The sequence below is a fragment of the Ochrobactrum sp. Marseille-Q0166 genome (assembly GCF_014397025.1).
In the GTDB taxonomy this organism is placed as follows: Bacteria; Pseudomonadota; Alphaproteobacteria; order Rhizobiales; family Rhizobiaceae; genus Brucella.
Window position 1 is genome coordinate 2063830 of the sequence record NZ_JACJUO010000001.1, and the last position, 14750, is coordinate 2078579.

Here is a 14750-nt window from a genome sequence, read left to right on the forward strand (position 1 = left end):
TTTACGCTTTTCGGGATATTCTTCATGATGGGCCCTGCTTTTTCGGCAGGGCGCGCATTTCTCGTGTCAGCCACTTTTCAAGGGCGAGCGAATCGGGTTGACCGGCTCTGTGTGGCGCGATCCACAGCAGCATCCGGCGCGGCCCCGGGCAAAAGCCGAAAGGCGCAACGAGACGACCTGATGCGATGTGCTCAGCAACGAGCATATGCGGAACCACAGCAACGCCCAATCCACACAGCACAGCCTGAATCAGCAAATAGAAATGATGAAATGTGGACTTCGGCTCCGGAACCGGAAAGTCTGCCCGAGCTGCTTTCTGCCAATCCGCAAAAGCCTCCAGCCTTGTATGCGTGGCAAGCACTGAGACCTGTGCGAAATCGCTCGGATCATTCAAGGGGCATTCTGCCAAATATGATGGCGCGCAAACAAGACCAATCTCCTCGCGTCCCATATCGCGGATAACGGCGTCCGCAGGTGGCTCGATGACGCTGGAACGGATCGCTATACCGATCTTGTCACGCATAAAATCAATTCGGTCATAGTTCATATTGAACTGCAACTCGATATTCGGGTGACTATCGTGGAATCGCCCAATTCGCGGAATGATCCACTCCATCATAATGGACGAGGAGCAGGAAAGTGTCAGCGGGCCCGGCTTTACACGCTCGATACTACCCTCGATGATTGAAAATGCGCTGGCCAATCCTTCAGCCAGCCGGGCACCTTCGGGTGTCGGATCACTCAATCGCGCATTGCGTGTAAGCAACAATACACCAAGTGAATCCTCCAAAGATCTTATCTGACGACTAACCGCTCCATGCGTTACGCATAACTCCTCGGCAGCTCTTGTCATCGAGCGATGACGTGCAACAGCCTCAAAAGCCTTGAGTGCATTCAAGGAAGGAAGTGGTCGCATGGGAACCCTCGTTAGCATCTGAGCATACCTGTGAGATTATATCACAATCGGCTGATATTAAATCGCTTGCGGCGGCATGTCGCAATCTTTAGCTATCTGCCTATTTAAAAGCGCAGTTGCCGACGGAATCAGCAATATCTTTTGATATTCATGCCTTCAAGCTCCTTCGCTTCTTTTAATGTGCAAGCAGGGAGGAACTGCAATGCAGCAAAAATCTCACGAAATGACGCCCGCTGAAAAGTCGGCCATATCGAAAATTTCGATCCGGCTGGTTCCATTCATCGCGCTGATGTTCTTCATCAACTTCCTGGATCGTACCGCAATTTCCTTTGCGGGTCCGAACGGGATGACAACCGACCTCGCGCTGACTGCTGCGCAGTTCGGTTTTGCAGCCGGTATCTTCTTTGTCGGCTACATCATTCTTGAAGTGCCAAGCAATCTTGCGTTGCATAAATTTGGCGCGCGCAAATGGCTTGCCCGCATCATGGTGACATGGGGTATCGTGGCGCTGCTGTTCACATGGGTTTCCAGCTCTACTGAACTCTACATTCTGCGCTTCCTGCTTGGTATTGCTGAAGCCGGCTTCTTCCCTGGCGCCATCCTGTTCCTGTCGATGTGGGTGCCGTCACGCCATCGCAACAAGATTCTGGCACTGTTTTACCTTGCGCAGCCTTTGACTATCGTCATTGGCGCACCAATCGCCGCAACGCTGATCGACATGCACGGCGCATTTGGTCTTGAAGGCTGGCGCATCATGTTCTTTGGCGTCGCTGTTCCGGCGATTTTGGTTGGTATCATCACCTATTTCTATCTGCCAGACACGCCAAACGATGCCAAATGGCTCAATAAGGAGGAACGTGACTGGCTTAACGGCGCCTTGGCACAGGAAGAAAAGATCAAGGAAAGCGCACATGGCCGCATGACGGGTCTTGCACTTTTCGACAAGCGCGTATGGCTTCTGTCGATAGTGTATTTCGGGCTGGTCTATGGTCTTTATGCGCTCGCTTTCTTCTTGCCATCAATCATCAATGGCTTCGAACAGGAATTCAACACGAAGTTTAACGTGTATGATAAGGGTCTGATTACCGCCATTCCTTACCTGCCTGCAGCTATCGCTCTGTATTTCTGGAGCCGCGATGCAGCAAAGCGCGGTGTACGCCCCTGGCATATCGGCATTCCGGCACTTGTTGGCGCTTTCGCCATTCCAGCAGCCCTTTTCATGCCATCGCCGGCCACAACGATCCTGATGATCACGATCACCGCCTGCGCGATCTTCTCGGCCCTGCCTAACTTCTGGGCTATTCCATCCCGCTTCCTGAGCGGTCCGGCAGCAGCGGCGGGCATCGCACTCATCAATACAATCGGCAACATTGCGGGCTTTGCAGCCCCCTATATTACCGGCCTCGTAAAAGATGCTACCGGCCTGTATGAAATGCCGATGTTCATCGTGGGGGGCGTGCTGCTCGTGTCGTCCGTGCTGGCATTCTCGCTTGCCGGAAGACTGAAGGATCCTTCGGAAATCGTCTTGAAGAAGTAATCTCATCAAAAAAAGCCGCGCTGAATTTCAGCGCGGCTTTTTCATGTCCGTCGATCGGAAGATAATTACTTAACCTGAAGTGACTTGTGACCGTTGTACTTGAATGGTTCCATACCGGCACGGGCAAGTTCATCAGCGCGTTCATTCTCGGGGTGACCCGCATGGCCTTTGATCCAGTGCCATGTCACCTTATGCGGCTTTCGCGCCTCATCCAGTGCCTGCCAGAGCTCGGCGTTCTTCACCGGCTTCTTGGCTGCGGTTTTCCAGCCGTTGCGTTTCCAGCCCTCAATCCAGCCGGAAATACCATCACGCACATAAACGCTATCGGTATATAAATCGACTTCGCATGGCTCTTTCAGCGCGGACAGTGCCGAAATCGCAGCCATAAGCTCCATGCGATTGTTGGTGGTGTCGGCTTCGCCGCCTTTCAACTCTTTTACATGGCCGTTCCAACGGACGATAGCACCCCAACCACCCGGGCCTGGATTTCCGGAACATGCGCCATCGGTGAAAGCTTCGATATGCTTCACGCGTCAGCCCCGTTCAATTCAAGGCCATATTCGCTTGCCGACCTGACCTGGCGGTGAAAACGCATGCGGCGCACATATTCCATCGGGTCTTTTTTCATAACAAAGCTGCCGTCTGGTACGGTCAGCCAGTCATAAAGACGGGTCAACATGAAACGAACAGCAGCACCGCGTGCCAACACAGGCAGCGCATCGATTTCCGCGGCGGAAAGTGGGCGAACCGAATTGTAGCCGCGCAACAGTGCAGCTCCCTTCGTCAGATTGAAGGAAAAGTCTTTCTCAAAGCACCATGCATTCAGACACACCGCCACATCATAGGCGAGAATATCGGTGCAGGCGAAATAGAAGTCGATGAAACCTGACAGACGATCGCCCAAGAAAAACACGTTATCCTGAAAAAGGTCGGCATGAATGACGCCCTCCGGCAGTCCTGATGGCCAATTCTTTTCGAGATAATCGAGATCACGTTCAGCTTCTGAAACCAGCCCCGGCTCAACACCGTCAGCGCGCTCTTTCGACAGGTTCCACAATGGACGCCAATCGGGCAACGTTAGACCATTGCGGCGGCGCATATCGAAATCTTCGCCAGCCAGATGCATTTCGGCGAGCCCCCGACCAACCTCTTCGCAATGGGCAACAGTCGGCTTGCGCATCCACATACCTTCAAGGAAGGTCACGATTGCCGCCGGACGTCCTGCGAGTTCTCCGATCATCGCACCATCACGGCGCACAACCGGCTGGGGGCATTCCAGACCACGTTTGGCAAGATGCTGCATCAAATTGAGGAAAAATGGCAGATCTTCACGGTTCACGCGCTTCTCGTAAAGCGTGAGAATAAAAGACCCTGTCGTCGTGTGCAGGAGATAGTTGGTGTTCTCGACACCTTCCGCAATGCCTTTATAAGAAGTCAGAGCACCGATGTCATATTGCTCAAGAAAAGCACCCAGCTCGATTTCATTAATGTCTGTATAGACGGCCATGCCGCTTATTTCCCCATATTCACCATGCGCATCTCATCCCAAAGCCGCTACACACTCTTTGGGATGCGCTTGTTTCTATCGCGCATCTTATCCGAAAACCGCTACACACTTTTCGGGATGCGCTTGTTTCTATCGCGCATCTTATTCGAAAACCGCTACACACTTTTCGGGATGCGCTCTAATTTAGGTATCCCGACCACCCGGTTTTCGCCGTTGACGAATGCCATATCCCGAACGGTCAATTCCACATCGCGGATTTCACGATTCACAAGGAAGTTTTCGGTTTCAACGGTTGTTTCCGCCAGTTCGATCCTCACATCGAACCGTGCCTTGAAAGCATCCATGATTTCATCGACGATGATTTCAGGCGCAGAAGCTCCGGCAGAAAGTCCGACAACAGAAATATCGCCCACCTTGTCCCACTCAATATCCGATGCCCGCTGAACCAGCATCGATACGCCAGCACCAGCCTTTTCCGCCACTTCAACAAGGCGCTTGGAATTTGAGGAGTTCGGCGCACCGACGATCAGGAACAGATCACAACCGGGGGCGGCATGGCGCACGGCTTCCTGTCGGTTTGTCGTGGCATAGCAGATCGATTCTGCGGCCGGTGCCGTCAGATTTGGAAAACGCTGTTGCAGCTCAACGATGATACCGGCTGTATCATCCACCGAAAGCGTGGTCTGGGTCACAAAACCCAAATTGTCCGGGTCAGAAAATTCAATAGCCCGGGCATCTTCTACCGTCTCGATGAGCGTGACTGTCCCTTCCGGCAACTGCCCCATTGTGCCAATCACTTCAGGGTGGCCGGAATGCCCGATCAAAATGACGTGCCGGCCAAGACGTTGATGACGCATCGCCTGTTTATGCACTTTGGAAACCAGTGGGCATGTCGCATCAAGATAGAAGAGGTTCTTGGCTTCTGCATCCGCGGGCACGGATTTCGGCACCCCATGTGCAGAGAAAACCACGGGCTGATCGCGATGCTCTGCAGGAATTTCATCGAGCTCTTCGACGAAAATCGCACCGCGAGACTGCAAACCCTCAACGACGTAGCGATTATGAACAATCTCATGGCGCACGTAGACCGGCGCCCCGTATTTCTTCAAAGCCAGCACGACGATCTGGATAGCCCGGTCAACACCAGCGCAAAAACCACGCGGGCCGCAAAGGCGGATTTCCAGAGGGGGACGGTTATCGATCATATAGCGTGCTCGCAGAGTTCGGCGTGAGGCGCAATTTATATAAAGCCGGAGTTGGGCTTCAAAGTGGCCCGTGTCAAGTCTTCGTAGCCTTTCGATACCGCCAGAACCACGCCACGACAACCCCTAACAGGGCCAAAGCGAGACCATACCACGTCACAGCATATTGAAGATGATTGTTTGGAAAATCGATAATCGTGATCCCGCCGATCGGCAGGCCGCCAAAATTCGGCGTATTATCAGCGTCGATAAAGAAAGGCACCGCTTCATCTAACGACGGAATATCCGCGCTTTCGGCCATGGCAGACCAGTCTTTCCAATAGAAAATATTTTTATCCGTATCATTATCCGGCAGGAAATAGCTCGGTTTGCTGTGCAGCGGATCACGTGCCAAACCGTTTATTGTCACTGGTCCATCGAGTTGACCATCAAGACGCGTTTGCTGGTCTTTTTTCTCGTATGGCACAAAACCACGATTAATCAGTATGAAGCGGCCGTCTTCCAGCATCAAAGGCGTATAGACGTTAAAGCCCGGCTGCCCCTGATAGGTAGCCAGAAAATGCCGCTCTCCCTGGTGCATGAAAGTGCCTGAAACGGTTACAGGACGATATTCGACTGTCCCCTCGTCATGATAGATTTTCTCCATCTCTGCCAAGGGTAATGGCGTTTCATGCACACGCTGTTGCGTCGATGCCAGCAGCGCTTCTTTCCAATGAAGCCGCTCGACCTGCCACGTTCCCAAACCCAGCAGAATGATGAACGCAACAAGAGATGCGACCAGCACGCCCCATGGAAACCGTTGCGGCTTTTTTGCCTCGTTCATTCGCCATCATCCAGACGGCCCTGTGCCGCTTTGTTTCGATATTGCAGGTTAATCAAAATACCCTTGATGCTGCGCATGGCAACAAGGCTTAAGATAATCGCCAATGGCACCCACAGCAGGAAATGCAACCAGAGGGGTGGCCCGTAATTGACCTCGAGCCAAAGAGCGGCACCGACGACAATAAATCCTATAATCAGAATGACAAAAGCTGCCGGACCATCGCCTGAATCGGCAAATGTATAATCGAGACCACAGACGCTGCAACGCGGTGCGACGGTGAGAAATCCCTTAAACAGCTTCCCCTCACCGCAGCGTGGGCAATGTCCCATCACCCCGCTCTTTATGGGATCGACAGGCTGATACAGATTATGGTCTGGCATGAAATCCTCCCAAACAAAAAGAATGAGGGACAGCCGAGTTTCCAAGGCTGCCCCTCATTCCGCTCAAATCGCTGATTAGCCGCCGTGCATTGGCGCGCCCCAGCTGCCCCAAACATAAATAGCGCAGAACAGGAACAGCCAAACCACGTCCACGAAGTGCCAGTACCAGGCCGCCGCTTCAAAACCAAAATGGCGCTCCGGCGTGAAATCACCCTTCATGGCTCTGAACAAGATCACCAGCAGGAAGATCGTGCCCACGATGACATGGAAGCCATGAAAACCGGTAGCCATGAAGAAGGTTGACCCATAAATCGAGTCTTTGAACTCGAAAGGCGCATGCGCATATTCAAAGAACTGCACGAAGGAGAACAAAATACCCAGCGCTACCGTCAGGATCAGGCCGATGATCATTCCCGTACGATCTTTATGCAGCAGCGCATGGTGCGCCCATGTTAGCGTCGTGCCGGATAACAGCAGGATGACTGTGTTGTAGAGTGGCAAATGCAGTGGGTCGAGAACTTCAAGACCCTTTGGAGGCCACTGACCGCCGGTGAACTCAGCACGCAGAACCTGATGGACTTCATTCGGGAACAGGCTGACGTCAAAGAACGCCCAGAACCATGCCGCAAAGAACATGACTTCGGAGGCAATGAACATAATCATGCCATAGCGAAGATGCAGCGCGACCACGCGGGTATGATGACCTTCGCGGCCTTCGCGGATTGCGTCTGACCACCATGCATACATGCAGTAAAGAACAATTGCGAGGCCGATAAAGAAGAGCCAAGGCGTTGCCAGATTTAAGCCGAAGAAAGGAAGATCGCCCGCATTGATGTATCGCATCCAAGCAATACCGCCAATGGCCAAAACAAATGCGCCAACCGAACTCAGAAACGGCCAGGGACTGGGTGCAAGAATGTGATAATCGTGATTCTTCTCGTGAACGTTCGCCATGTCTCTCCCCATGCGACCCGTGAGGGCCCTCTCTCATGCATTCCAGCCTGTCCGCCTATGGCGCGATCAGGCAGTTCCCTTCTCCACACAACATAAAGCCGTGCTACTTGTTTGTCTTTGCGGCATTATGTGCCGCAAACATTCTATCTTGTCAGCTTCCGCTATTGCCAGTCGGAGCCACTTTTGCATTTGCAACAGGCTTCGGCTTATCAATCGGGAAGAATGTATAGGACAAGGTAATTGTCTTCACATCCTTCAGATCAGGGTCGTTGACGATCTCAGGATCAACGAAAAAAACAACCGGCATTTCCATGCTTTCACCCGGCTGCAGCGTCGTATCGGTAAAGCAGAAACACTCAACTTTGTTGAAATAGGCACCTGCCCTGCCCGGCGCCACATTGAAGCTTGCGCGTCCGTATGTCGTTTCATCAAACAGATTACGCGCATCATATTTGACCATTTTTGTCTCACCAATGCGAACAGTTACTTCGCGCTGCGCTGGCTTGAAATCCCAAGGCAAGGCATTCGACGTATTGGCATCAAAACGCACTTTGACTGTCCGGTCGAGGACCGTATCCGAATATTGCTCGACACGCTGCGTTGTACCACCATAGCCAGTGACCTGACAAAAAATACGATAAAGTGGGACAGAAGCGTAGGCCGCACCAATCATGCAGACGAAAAAAGAAACACAGGCAATCGCTATCGTCCGGTTGGACCGGTTCAGTTTCTTCTGCTTTTCGTCACTCTCATGCTGTTGAACCATTTTCTCCTCCCGAAAACGAATAACAGTCGATCAGTCAGGGTCGATCAAATCGACCTTGCAAAAATATTGGCGCCGAGTTTGGCGACCGTGCCGATATAAACAAGCACCACGAATAACAGCAGCGCAATCGCCAGACCAATCGAGCGATTGCGCTGCGCTTTTTTCTGCGAAGGCGTCGGAACAATCAGTTCCAGTTTTTCTGTAGGCAGGTTCTGCCCCGTCTTTTCTGTCACGACGCTCTCCATTCTGTCTCCTCAGAGAATACCAAAGCCATTCAGCAACTTTATCGCCAGAGCTTCAAAGAGCAGAACGGCAAAAATCACTGAAAGATAGATCAACGAGAAGCGAAACAGTTTCCGCGCTGCGAGAAGCATCTGCGTTTCGCTATCCGCCATCCACATGCGCAATGTGTAATAAACAAAGGCCAATCCAAGCAGTGTCGAGATCACGCCATAGGTGACACCTGCAAAGCCCATAAGATAGGGCAGCACACCCACCGGCGCCATGATAACCGCGTAGAACATCGCCTGACGGCGCGTGGACAATTCACCCTTAACATTCGGCATCATCGGGATGCGCGCGGCCTCATAATCACTTCTCGAAAACAGTGACAGCGCCCAGAAGTGTGGCGGTGTCCAAAGGAAGATGATCATAAACAGGACCACACTGTCCCAAGTCACTTCGCCCGTCGCCGAAGCCCAGCCGATCATCGGGGGGAAAGCCCCGGCAGCGCCACCAATAACGATGTTTTGCGGCGTGGAACGCTTGAGCCACATCGAATAAATCACGGCATAGAAAAATATGGTGAACGCCAGCAAAGCGGCGGACAGCCAGTTGACCATCAGCCCCAGTGTCAGCACAGAGAAAGCCGAAAGCGTGAGGCCAAAAGCGAGAACCTGGTTGGGGGCAATCAGCCCTGCCGGGATCGGACGCTTTTTCGTGCGCTTCATGATCGCGTCAATATCAGCGTCATACCACATATTGAGGGCGCCTGATGCGCCAGCACCAACCGCAATACAAAGAATGCTGATCGCAGCAAGAACCGGATTCATATGACCGGGTGCAAGCACAAGACCGACAAGACCAGTAAACACCACAAGCGACATGACGCGAGGTTTCAACAGGACGAGATAATCCCGTGCAGTCGCCTCTGAAAGAGCGAATGCATCCTCGGAAACTGCGTTTTTTTCCACCAGAGACATTAACTTTAACAACCTCAAACTCACCGGGCCAATGCTGTGCCCGGCCCTGAGCACACATCAGCAATCCAAAACGACTTTACCTCCCGGAGATGCATTCTTCCTATCGAAAGCGTCGTTCTTGAACGTCAGCCGATGACAGACGGAAATGAATGCCGCCTGCACATAACATAGTTTTGTCTGAGGGCGAACCCCTTTCGGGTTCTCGCCCTCAGCACTTTTACTTTATGCGCGGAAGCTGTTCCCACTGGTGGTAAGGCGGCGGCGATGAAAGCTGCCATTCCAGTGTTGTCGCGCCCGGCCCCCATGGATTTGCACCCGCTTCCCGCTTCTTCGCAAATGCCTCGAAGACATTGTAGAGGAAGATCAGAACAGCGAATCCTGAAATGTAGGAACCGTAAGACGACACCATGTTCCAGCCCGCATAGGCATCAGGATAGTCGATGTAACGACGCGGCATTCCGGCAAGTCCAAGGAAGTGCTGCGGGAAGAAGACGAGATTGACGCCGACAAATGTGACCCAGAAATGGAGTTTAGCGGTAAATTCGTCATACATATAACCGCTCATCTTCGGGAACCAGTAATACCAGCCTGCGAAGATTGCGAACACAGCACCCAGTGAAAGCACGTAATGGAAGTGGGCAACCACGTAATAGGTGTCATGCAGCGCACGGTCGAGACCGGCATTGGCGAGCTGCACACCCGTCACGCCACCAACGGTGAACAGGAAGATGAAGCCGATAGCCCAGAGCATCGGCGCACGGAAAGTGATCGAGCCACCCCACATGGTAGCAATCCATGAGAAAATCTTGATGCCCGTTGGCACCGCAATCACCATCGTTGCGAACACGAAGTAGCGCTGCGTATCAAGCGACAGCCCCACCGTATACATATGGTGCGCCCAGACGACAAAGCCGACCACGCCAATTGCGACCATCGCATATGCCATGCCGAGATAACCGAATACCGGCTTGCGCGAGAAAGTTGAAATGATGTGACTGACGATACCAAAGCCCGGCAGGATCAGAATGTAAACTTCCGGGTGACCGAAGAACCAGAACAGATGCTGGTAGAGAATTGGATCACCACCACCTTCCGGCGCGAAGAATGATGTACCGAAGTTACGGTCAGTGAGCAGCATCGTGATGCCGCCTGCCAGAACAGGAAGCGACAGAAGCAGCAGGAATGCAGTGACCAGAACCGACCACGCAAAAAGCGGCATCTTATGAAGCGTCATGCCCGGAGCACGCATATTCAGGATCGTGGTGATGAAGTTGATCGCACCGAGAATGGACGACACGCCGGCAATATGCAGCGCAAGAATCGCAAAGTCGATTGCCGGCCCAGGCTGACCACTGGTCGAAAGCGGCGGATAAAGCGTCCAGCCGCCGCCAACGCCCCAAGTGCCGGGTGAAGCAGGCATAAACAGCGAAATCAACAGCAGAAGCAGTGCCGGTGGCAGCAGCCAGAACGAGATATTGTTCATGCGCGGAAACGCCATGTCCGGCGCGCCGATCATCAACGGGATCATCCAGTTGGCATAACCGCCGATAAGCGCTGGCATGACCATGAAGAAGATCATGATCAGCGCGTGCATCGAGGTGAACACATTGAACATGTGCTTTCCGGCATCAAGTGCCGCATCCCCTTCAACGCCATAAACCATTGCCGCCAGACCGTGGAAAATCTGGATGCCCGGTTCCTGCAATTCAGCGCGCATCGCAATAGACAATGCGCCGCCGATGATACCGGCAATGATTGCAAAGATCAGATACAGTGTACCGATATCTTTGTGATTGGTAGAATAAACCCAGCGCACCCAGCCTTTTGGCTTGTGATCGTCATGCGCATCATGGGCTCCATGCTCGTGAGCTGCTGTGCCAGCCATGGAATTCGCTCCCGTCTTTCAACAGTGTTGCGTACAGGGCTTCTAAAAGCTCGCCGCAGCTACCTTGTCATTTGTATTGCTTTCAAGCTCAGACCTGAGCGCCTTGTTTGCATCCTGCAAATTTGTCGCTGCTGCGCTCAGCCATGTATTGTACTGCTCGTCAGTGACGACACGCACGGCAATAGGCATATAAGCGTGATCTTTACCACAAAGCTCGGAACACTGGCCGTAATAAAGGCCTTCCTTGTCTGCCTTGAACCAGGCCTCATTGATGCGGCCCGGAATGGCATCCATTTTCACACCAAAAGCCGGAATGGTCCAGGAATGGATCACGTCAGCGGCAGTCACAAGCAGCCGAACAGTCGTCCCGACCGGAACCACCACTTCATTATCGACCGCCAGCAAACGAGGGTAGACAGCCAGATCTTCTTTTCCTTCAGCGGCGCGATCCGCAGCTTTGAGAAGCAGCGAATCAAAGCTTACCGGGTTTTCTGTCTGATACTCATAGCCCCAATACCACTGGTATCCGGTCGCTTTAACGGTCAGTGTCGGATCCTGCGGCGAATATTGCGCAGTCAAAAGCTGAAACGACGGAACCGCCAGAAACAGCAAGATAATCACGGGACCGACGGTCCAGATGACTTCAATCGCCGTATTGTGACTGGTTTTGGATGGCTCAGGATTTGCGCTGGCGCGGAATTTCACCACACACCAGATCAATAGCGCCAGAACCAGTAACGTGATCGGCACGATGAACCAGAGCGTATAACGCTCAAACCAATGAATCTGCTCGGCGATCCCCGTCGCAGCACTTTGAAATGTCATTTCCCACGGACGTGGCTGATCCGCCAGAGCGGCACCACTTGTCCACAGCAAAGCGGAAGCACCAACGACGGCACCCCTCGTTGTGGCAACAATTTTATCCACCAGAACTCTCTCCCTTTTTGCCCTTTCGAGCTGGACGCCGGACGTACAGACGGCCGTATCCCCCGTCAGCGTTCAAACCACACCTTAACGCACACCGCAAGGAAGGCGAATATGTTCCTGTGCGGCATTTTTGCGCGTGAGTCTGCGTCAGAGCTTCGCATCCCAAAGCCAGTACCGAAGCGCCAGAAAGCCAATACAAGCCTGCGAAAACTTGGGAAAACCCGGAATGTCACATAATGAAGCCATGATTTAGAATAAGGTTTCCTTTAACGTGCCGCATGATAATGGATGCAACTGCCGTGGAACGCATCGCAGATGCGATGCTGGCAAAGCCTTTTCGATCATGGTGCGGGAGCGACAATAGCTTTTCACCGCGTGTTTGAGAGGATAACGTCCCGGTGATTCGATCTGGAGATTTCATGATTTTCCGCCCATCCACCCGCCGCCCGGTCTTTCAGCGCCTTGCAATCCTTGCAACGGGTGCAGCTTTGATACTTTCGGCTGCAACATTGCCGTCCGCTGCACAGCAAGCGCCAGCCCAGCTTCCCGCACCAACAGCACAGCAGGAACCGGCACAATCGCCTTCGACGCCACAGCAGAGCGGCACACTCAAGTCGCAACACGGCCCATGGGCGATTCTCTGCGACACTCCAGCGGGTGCCAAAACTGAGCAATGCGCACTCATTCAGAATGTGGTTGCCGCCAAACGCCCAGAACTCGGCCTTTCGGTCGTGGTCCTGAAGACCGCAGACAACAAGGCCCGTATCCTACGCGTTCTCGCGCCCCTGGGCGTGCTGCTGCCAAATGGCCTTGGACTGAACGTTGACGGCAAAGATATCGGGCGCGCTTACTTCGTACGTTGCTTTGAAGATGGCTGCTATGCGGAAGTCATCCTGGAAGACGAACTGCTCAATACATTCCGCAATGGCAAATCTGCAACCTTCATCGTCTTCCAGACACCGGAAGAAGGCGTCGGCATTCCCGTAGATTTGACCGCATTTGGTGAAGGCTTCGACGCCCTGCCTTGATAAGATTCTGGTGCTGACGGGCTGCAAACCGCGTCCCGCTGCGCTTCCGGTGCTCATGTGCCTTTAAGTACACTGCGCTCCGGTTCTCGCGACACACGGTTTTGGTCTTGTCATCACCACAATCGCGACAGTTGTTAATCTGATGGTTGTTCTCAACGGATTTAGCGCTTACATCCTGTGGCAAACACATGCCGCAGGATTATTTTTATGAAGAGCCTGATCGATAGCTTCGACGTAACGCGTGACGATATTGAACGTCTTGTCTCACAAAGCCTCAAGGGCAGTGACGATGGCGAGCTTTTCTTAGAATATCGAGAGGCGGAAGCACTTGTTTTCGACAACGGACGCTTGAAGACCGGTTCCTTCAATCAGGATCAGGGCTTTGGCCTGCGTGCCGTTGCCGGTGAAGCTATCGGCTATGCCCATGCAGGTGATCTGTCGGTAGCCGCCCTCAAACGTGCATCAGAAGCCGTATCCGCAACATTGAGCGGTCATAGTGGGAGCTATTCAGCGGCACCCGCCGGCACCAATCACCATCTTTACACCGACGAGAACCCAATCGGCTCGCCAACTTTCGATGCCAAGGTTCAGCTTCTGCAAAAGATCGACGCATACCTGCGCGCCAAGGATCCGAAAGTTCGTCAGGTCTCCGTCTCGATTGCAGGCTCCTGGCAGCAGGTGGAAATTCTGCGTGCCGATGGCCATTTCGTGCGCGATATCCGCCCAATGGTGCGGCTGAGTGTTTCGGTCGTTGCAGGGAACGGCGATCGTCAGGAATCCGGTTCGCATACGCTTGGCGGACGTAAGGGATTCGGCGACTTCATTACCACCGAAAGCTGGCAGAGCGTTGCCGATGAAGCACTGCGTCAGGCACTGGTTAATCTTGAGGCAATCCCTGCCCCTGCCGGCACTTATGATATTGTGCTTGGCAATGGCTGGCCGGGCGTGATGTTGCATGAAGCGGTCGGTCATGGTCTTGAAGGTGACTTCAACCGCAAGAAAACGTCTGCCTTTGCTGGCCTGCTTGGTCAACAGGTGGCTTCAAAGGGCGTGACAGTGGTTGATGACGGCACGATCTCCGAGCGTCGCGGCTCGCTGACCATCGATGATGAAGGCACACCGACCAATCGTACCGTGCTGATCGAGGATGGCAAGCTCGTCAATTACATGCAGGATCGTCAAAATGCCCGCCTGATGGGCATGGAAGCCACCGGCAATGGCCGCCGTGAATCCTACGCACACGCACCGATGCCGCGCATGACCAACACCTATATGCTTTCCGGTGACAAGACGCCGGAAGAGATCATCGCTTCCATGAAGAAGGGAATTTACGCGGTTTCCTTCGGCGGCGGTCAGGTCGACATCACCTCGGGCAAATTCGTGTTCGGCTGTACGGAAGCCTATATGATCGAAGACGGCAAGATCGGCGCGCCAATCAAGGGTGCCATGCTGATCGGCAATGGACCGGATGCGATGAAGCGCATTTCGATGATCGGTAACGATATGAAACTCGATACCGGCTCCGGAAATTGCGGCAAAGGCGGACAATGGGTGCCGGTTGGTGTCGGCCAGCCGCACTTACGCATGGATCAGGTGACTGTCGGCGGCACCGCCGTGTAAATC

General features: G+C 53.3%; 15 protein-coding genes. 3 read left to right on the plus strand and 12 right to left on the minus strand.

Going from position 1 to position 14750, the window contains the following annotated elements; all coding sequences use genetic code 11:
• Positions 1-22: 22 nt before the first annotated feature.
• Positions 23-916, minus strand: a complete 894-nt coding sequence (locus H5024_RS09875) for a LysR substrate-binding domain-containing protein (protein ID WP_187545946.1) — start codon at positions 914-916, stop codon at positions 23-25.
• Between the two features lie 202 nt (positions 917-1118).
• Between H5024_RS09875 and H5024_RS09880 the strand changes: the two genes are divergently transcribed.
• Positions 1119-2453 (plus strand): MFS transporter, encoded by a 1335-nt coding sequence (locus tag H5024_RS09880; protein WP_187545948.1) that lies wholly within the window; start codon positions 1119-1121, stop codon positions 2451-2453.
• A gap of 65 nt (positions 2454-2518) precedes the next feature.
• On the opposite strand, the gene rnhA is transcribed toward H5024_RS09880, so the two are convergent.
• The 11 genes from rnhA to coxB form a co-directional block, all read right to left on the minus strand.
• The gene (rnhA, locus tag H5024_RS09885; RefSeq protein ID WP_187545951.1) at positions 2519-2983 is read right to left on the minus strand and encodes a ribonuclease HI; all 465 of its coding nucleotides are present in this window, start codon (positions 2981-2983) and stop codon (positions 2519-2521) included.
• Entirely contained in the window at positions 2980-3960 is a 981-nt protein-coding gene (locus H5024_RS09890; protein ID WP_187545953.1) for a homoserine kinase, read from the minus strand. The genes rnhA and H5024_RS09890 overlap by 4 nt, the downstream gene beginning before the upstream one ends.
• Before the next feature lie 155 nt (positions 3961-4115).
• A complete protein-coding gene (gene ispH / locus H5024_RS09895; RefSeq protein WP_187545955.1) occupies positions 4116-5165 on the minus strand; it encodes a 4-hydroxy-3-methylbut-2-enyl diphosphate reductase in 1050 nt (349 codons plus the stop codon).
• Positions 5166-5238: 73 nt separating this feature from the next.
• Positions 5239-5985 (minus strand): SURF1 family protein, encoded by a 747-nt coding sequence (locus tag H5024_RS09900; protein ID WP_187545958.1) that lies wholly within the window; start codon positions 5983-5985, stop codon positions 5239-5241.
• A complete protein-coding gene (locus H5024_RS09905; protein WP_187545961.1) occupies positions 5982-6365 on the minus strand; it encodes a DUF983 domain-containing protein in 384 nt (127 codons plus the stop codon). Before H5024_RS09905 ends, H5024_RS09900 begins: the two co-directional genes overlap by 4 nt.
• A 75-nt stretch (positions 6366-6440) precedes the next feature.
• Positions 6441-7319: a cytochrome c oxidase subunit 3 gene (locus H5024_RS09910; RefSeq protein ID WP_187545963.1), complete on the minus strand. Its 879-nt coding sequence runs from the start codon at positions 7317-7319 to the stop codon at positions 6441-6443.
• A gap of 151 nt (positions 7320-7470) precedes the next feature.
• On the minus strand, positions 7471-8085 hold the full coding sequence (locus H5024_RS09915; protein ID WP_187545966.1) for a cytochrome c oxidase assembly protein: 615 nt from the start codon (positions 8083-8085) through the stop codon (positions 7471-7473).
• 44 nt (positions 8086-8129) lie between these two features.
• Positions 8130-8330, minus strand: coding sequence for a hypothetical protein (locus H5024_RS09920; protein ID WP_187545969.1), 201 nt, complete (start codon positions 8328-8330; stop codon positions 8130-8132).
• A gap of 9 nt (positions 8331-8339) precedes the next feature.
• Complete coding sequence (cyoE, locus tag H5024_RS09925) at positions 8340-9287, minus strand: heme o synthase (protein ID WP_187545971.1); 948 nt, start codon at positions 9285-9287, stop codon at positions 8340-8342.
• Between the two features lie 217 nt (positions 9288-9504).
• Positions 9505-11172 carry a cytochrome c oxidase subunit I gene (ctaD, locus tag H5024_RS09930; protein WP_187545973.1) on the minus strand — a complete coding sequence of 556 codons (1668 nt, stop codon included), beginning with the start codon at positions 11170-11172 and terminating at the stop codon, positions 9505-9507.
• 42 nt (positions 11173-11214) lie between these two features.
• Positions 11215-12099, minus strand: a complete 885-nt coding sequence (gene coxB, locus H5024_RS09935; RefSeq protein ID WP_187545975.1) for a cytochrome c oxidase subunit II — start codon at positions 12097-12099, stop codon at positions 11215-11217.
• Between the two features lie 419 nt (positions 12100-12518).
• Here coxB and H5024_RS09940 point away from each other — a divergent pair, with 419 nt between their 5' ends.
• A complete protein-coding gene (locus tag H5024_RS09940) occupies positions 12519-13127 on the plus strand; it encodes an invasion associated locus B family protein (protein ID WP_187545977.1) in 609 nt (202 codons plus the stop codon).
• Between the two features lie 207 nt (positions 13128-13334).
• Positions 13335-14747, plus strand: coding sequence for a metalloprotease TldD (tldD, locus tag H5024_RS09945; RefSeq protein WP_187545979.1), 1413 nt, complete (start codon positions 13335-13337; stop codon positions 14745-14747).
• Positions 14748-14750 lie beyond the last annotated feature (3 nt).

Bases quoted from the DNA above. Each gene is read 5' to 3' on its own strand.
- H5024_RS09905 (WP_187545961.1), bottom strand. From the start codon at position 6,365: ATGCCAGACCATAATCTGTATCAGCCTGTCGATCCCATAAAGAGCGGG.
- H5024_RS09880 (WP_187545948.1), top strand. From the start codon at position 1,119: ATGCAGCAAAAATCTCACGAAATGACGCCCGCTGAAAAGTCGGCCATA.
- H5024_RS09920 (WP_187545969.1), bottom strand. From the start codon at position 8,330: ATGGAGAGCGTCGTGACAGAAAAGACGGGGCAGAACCTGCCTACAGAA.
- H5024_RS09915 (WP_187545966.1), bottom strand. From the start codon at position 8,085: ATGGTTCAACAGCATGAGAGTGACGAAAAGCAGAAGAAACTGAACCGG.
- H5024_RS09875 (WP_187545946.1), bottom strand. From the start codon at position 916: ATGCGACCACTTCCTTCCTTGAATGCACTCAAGGCTTTTGAGGCTGTT.
- H5024_RS09900 (WP_187545958.1), bottom strand. From the start codon at position 5,985: ATGAACGAGGCAAAAAAGCCGCAACGGTTTCCATGGGGCGTGCTGGTC.
- H5024_RS09890 (WP_187545953.1), bottom strand. From the start codon at position 3,960: ATGGCCGTCTATACAGACATTAATGAAATCGAGCTGGGTGCTTTTCTT.
- H5024_RS09940 (WP_187545977.1), top strand. From the start codon at position 12,519: ATGATTTTCCGCCCATCCACCCGCCGCCCGGTCTTTCAGCGCCTTGCA.
- ispH (WP_187545955.1), bottom strand. From the start codon at position 5,165: ATGATCGATAACCGTCCCCCTCTGGAAATCCGCCTTTGCGGCCCGCGT.
- cyoE (WP_187545971.1), bottom strand. From the start codon at position 9,287: ATGTCTCTGGTGGAAAAAAACGCAGTTTCCGAGGATGCATTCGCTCTT.
- ctaD (WP_187545973.1), bottom strand. From the start codon at position 11,172: ATGGCTGGCACAGCAGCTCACGAGCATGGAGCCCATGATGCGCATGAC.
- H5024_RS09910 (WP_187545963.1), bottom strand. From the start codon at position 7,319: ATGGCGAACGTTCACGAGAAGAATCACGATTATCACATTCTTGCACCC.
- tldD (WP_187545979.1), top strand. From the start codon at position 13,335: ATGAAGAGCCTGATCGATAGCTTCGACGTAACGCGTGACGATATTGAA.